General features: G+C 43.6%; 5 protein-coding genes. All 5 read right to left on the reverse strand.

Annotated features, from left to right (window positions below):
* A partial coding sequence (locus tag HMPREF9304_RS07170; RefSeq protein WP_036927824.1) for a helix-turn-helix domain-containing protein occupies positions 1-457 on the reverse strand: 457 nt, incomplete at its 3' end.
* 13 nt (positions 458-470) lie between these two features.
* The gene (locus HMPREF9304_RS15265) at positions 471-779 is read right to left on the reverse strand and encodes a hypothetical protein (protein WP_036927826.1); all 309 of its coding nucleotides are present in this window, start codon (positions 777-779) and stop codon (positions 471-473) included.
* On the reverse strand, positions 776-1123 hold the full coding sequence (locus HMPREF9304_RS07180; RefSeq protein ID WP_036927828.1) for a MobC family plasmid mobilization relaxosome protein: 348 nt from the start codon (positions 1121-1123) through the stop codon (positions 776-778). Before HMPREF9304_RS07180 ends, HMPREF9304_RS15265 begins: the two co-directional genes overlap by 4 nt.
* A gap of 103 nt (positions 1124-1226) precedes the next feature.
* Positions 1227-2117, reverse strand: coding sequence for a DUF8464 domain-containing protein (locus HMPREF9304_RS07185; protein ID WP_036927830.1), 891 nt, complete (start codon positions 2115-2117; stop codon positions 1227-1229).
* A gap of 186 nt (positions 2118-2303) precedes the next feature.
* Positions 2304-3339: AAA family ATPase (locus tag HMPREF9304_RS07190; RefSeq protein ID WP_081953669.1), on the reverse strand; the 1036-nt coding region annotated here is incomplete at its 5' end.

Here is a 3339-nt window from a genome sequence, read left to right on the forward strand (position 1 = left end):
GGATACTCAACCTGTCTTTAATTGGAAGATGTCTGCCCTTGGGACGATNCCTGTATTTCATCTTATGNCTTGTGTGTTTGGCAAGTTCCCCTGTTGTATCATTATGGATGATATTATAAATGGATTGGTGGGACACCTTTATCCCCTCANTCTTGCANAGATAACCTGATATTTGTCGTGGAGACCACTGGTCATTGGTGATATATTCCTTAATCCTCCAGACTAATTCGTCGGAGAGCCTGGCGTTCTTTACCGTTCTCTTTCTGCGCTGCATAGCCATATCGTGCGCCTTTGTCCAGATATACTTTCCCGATGGCGTGCTGTTGCGTTTGATTTCACGTGATAGTGTTGACTGACTGATACCGACGATTGCGGCAATCTCTTTTCTCCCTGTTTTCTTTTGGAGTAAGGCGAAAATTTGCGACTTTTGCTCCGAGGTTAATTGATGATATTTCACAATACAAAGTTAATTAATCTTGGGGAGACAGAGGTCTCCCTTTCTTTATTTGTATTGCTGGTTGTTTTTTCCTCGCCGAGAGATGCAGACAACCTCTCGCTACGCTTCGAGAACGTCTGCATCTCTCGGCGAGGACTACTCTTTTATTGCACTTCGTTTTGGAACTTGCAGATGCTTGCAAATTGAAGTCGTGTGCAATATCATTTGCCAGAGTACTCCGTACACCAGTAGCAGCTAAGACTTTCGCTTTATCATCCGGCCTATTGAGCATATAATTGATGACACCATTGAAGTCTGTTCCTTGTATAATCTTGGCAATCATGATTTCAATCGTTTCAAGAGTTCGTGAATAAGTTGTTTTAGCGCATTCAAATCTTCATGGATTGCAGAAATATCGAAAGTATTGAGCTGATGGGCTATCTGATTGAGATTGTTTGCCATCCCTGAAACGCAACGAATGAGTTGCATATCTTCGGGTTTGATACGACTCTTTATCTCTGCTTTGGTGATGAGTTGTCGCAAAAACTCAGTGCGCGACATAGCGGCTTCACGAGCTTTGCCCTGCAGGGTGTAATACTCCATCGTGTTGAGTCGAAGCAGTACTTGATATTTTCGTTTTTCAGACAACGTCTTGGTGGGGCGTCCACCCTTATTCTTCTGTTCCATAACTTCTTGTTTTTCATGAGACCAACGGGATTTTCTCTCCCTATGGAAGGGAGCAAGGAGGTTTTGAGATACTCAAAACACAAACTTGCTCCCCTAATAAACACTATCTTCTGATACCACGCTTCGTGGTTGGTAACGAAGGTTGATTTTCTTGCACTTTGGACTGAGAAACAAGCCATTCGTTGAGATCTTTGTGAGTTCGATAGCGAACAGATCCATCTATGATAGATGGGTAAAACTGCTTCAAAAATTCAAACGATTTTCGTCCAGCATCATCATTGTCTAGAAAACTCTCAACTTGCTTGTAGCTTTTTATCTTCTCTTGAATGCGTGGCAAAAGAGCCAAAGAATTAAGAACTATGGTATCGCAAGTTGAAGAAGGATTTAGCGTTTGCCACGAAAGAAAATCCATAAATCCCTCAAAGATTTGTAGGCGGTCGGTTCCTCTTTTAATCGTTGTAATAGCCTTCGGAGCGATACATCCTTTGAAATACATATTGCGGATTTCCCATCCCAAAGCATCGTTTGCAAATCCAATTGCATAGTATGTCCGTTTCATGTTTTGGAATAGAACTTCCGAGCAGTAGGAATTGGCTACAGTAAGGGGAATGTAACGCTCTGTGAGATAGCGAAGCAAATTAGGATTGGAAAGCGGTTGTGCTGAGAGGATTTCCAACTTGCGCTCAGAGAATTTTCTCTTACCGCCAAAAGAAAATTCTTGATGCGCTACTTGTTTAGCACCACTCAAAAGCCTGATGGCTCCGCTGATAGTGCAACGATGTAAAGCGCATACAAGGTCGATGATGTCACCATGTTCGCCCGAACCGAAGTCGTACCACTGGTTACGCTCTGTATTGACTTTGAAGGATGGTGTGCGTTCATTGCGCAGCGGAGAGTAGTGCCAATAGTGAATGCCTTGTACTTGTGCTGGCGCATAGCCCTGTTGTTGCAAATAATCGGTGATAGCGATATGCTTGATGTGTTGTATTTCCATTGTGATGTTGTTTTAAGTTGAAATGAATTTGCCCCAGCCTTTTTCTTTTGGAGGATGGTTGATTCTTGTTTGGTCGGACGGTCGTACACTATAGGCACCCATTTGCGACCGACCAAACTCGTTTCTCTTTGGTCGGATTGGTTCAGGTATATATAGCCTGTGTCCGACCGACCAATGTTTTTAGGGTCAATCATCTCTAAAGAGCCGATATTTCCCTCGTTCTTCCTTAATCAGTATACCTTTATTGAGTAGAAATTGTAGAAGTTCTTTGAGTTTGGTTTGCCCATAAGATTGCCCTTTAATCTCCACATAAGCTTTTTTGAGCGACAAGATAAGTTCGCCATAGGGCAAGACTTCACGTGAAGAAAAGGCTTGAGTCAATACTTTTCGATGTTCCGTGTCGCTTAGTTCGTGGTAAGAATGGCGGTGGGACTTGCAATCTGCATCCGTGTAGGAAGTGTCGATTTCGGGAACACACACCTCATCTTCCATTTCCTTGAGCTGAAAAGCAAATTTGTCAAAGGGTTTGGAGCGGATGATGGAGGGCGCAACAATACTGCGTTCAGGCATAGTGTTATCCCTCGTGATTTGAAGAACTGTTTCTGCCTTGTTGTTGAGTTCCGTCCCAACATGTCCACGTGCGTTATCGTCGCCCTTGTTGAGGTGAAGCACGGTCTGAATATGGATATTCTGTTCACTTGTCCACAGCATTAGATCACCTACCAACTTGGTTGCTTCCATTGAGTTGTTGATGTCAAGCATCAAATCACGAATGCCATCAATAACCACCAACCCCACATTGGGCGTGTTGTAAATTGCATAGCGGATGATTTCTCTACGTTCGTTTGGGTCAGCAATGGCTCTGAGGTGGCTGAACTTCAAATGCTCAGGTTCTCTATCAATTGGCAATTCTGCCAATCGCAGAATGCGTTGCATCACCAGTTGGCAATGATAAGGACTTTGCTCTGTGTCAAAGTAAAGTATGGTGCGCTTGCTTTCGGGAAACGAAGCCTTATACTCCAGTACCTGCCCATTGACAAGGGCTGCTGCAACGATGGCACTCACATTGAAAGTCTTCTTAGCTTTCGCCTTACCTGTCGATACACTGAAGTTCCCCAGTGTGCCAATAATAGCTTCACCTGCTTGTAGTACAACAGGAGGAAGCGTAAACTCATCGGTTACATGAATGAGCGACTTTTGCCAAATGTTTTCATAATCAGTC

The organism is Hoylesella timonensis S9-PR14 (assembly GCF_000762405.1).
Taxonomy (GTDB): domain Bacteria; phylum Bacteroidota; class Bacteroidia; order Bacteroidales; family Bacteroidaceae; genus Prevotella; species Prevotella timonensis_A.

Excerpts from the sequence above, each read along its gene's own strand:
- HMPREF9304_RS07185 (WP_036927830.1), bottom strand. The coding sequence starts at position 2,117 with ATGGAAATACAACACATCAAGCATATCGCTATCACCGATTATTTGCAA.
- HMPREF9304_RS07180 (WP_036927828.1), bottom strand. The coding sequence starts at position 1,123 with ATGGAACAGAAGAATAAGGGTGGACGCCCCACCAAGACGTTGTCTGAA.
- HMPREF9304_RS15265 (WP_036927826.1), bottom strand. The coding sequence starts at position 779 with ATGATTGCCAAGATTATACAAGGAACAGACTTCAATGGTGTCATCAAT.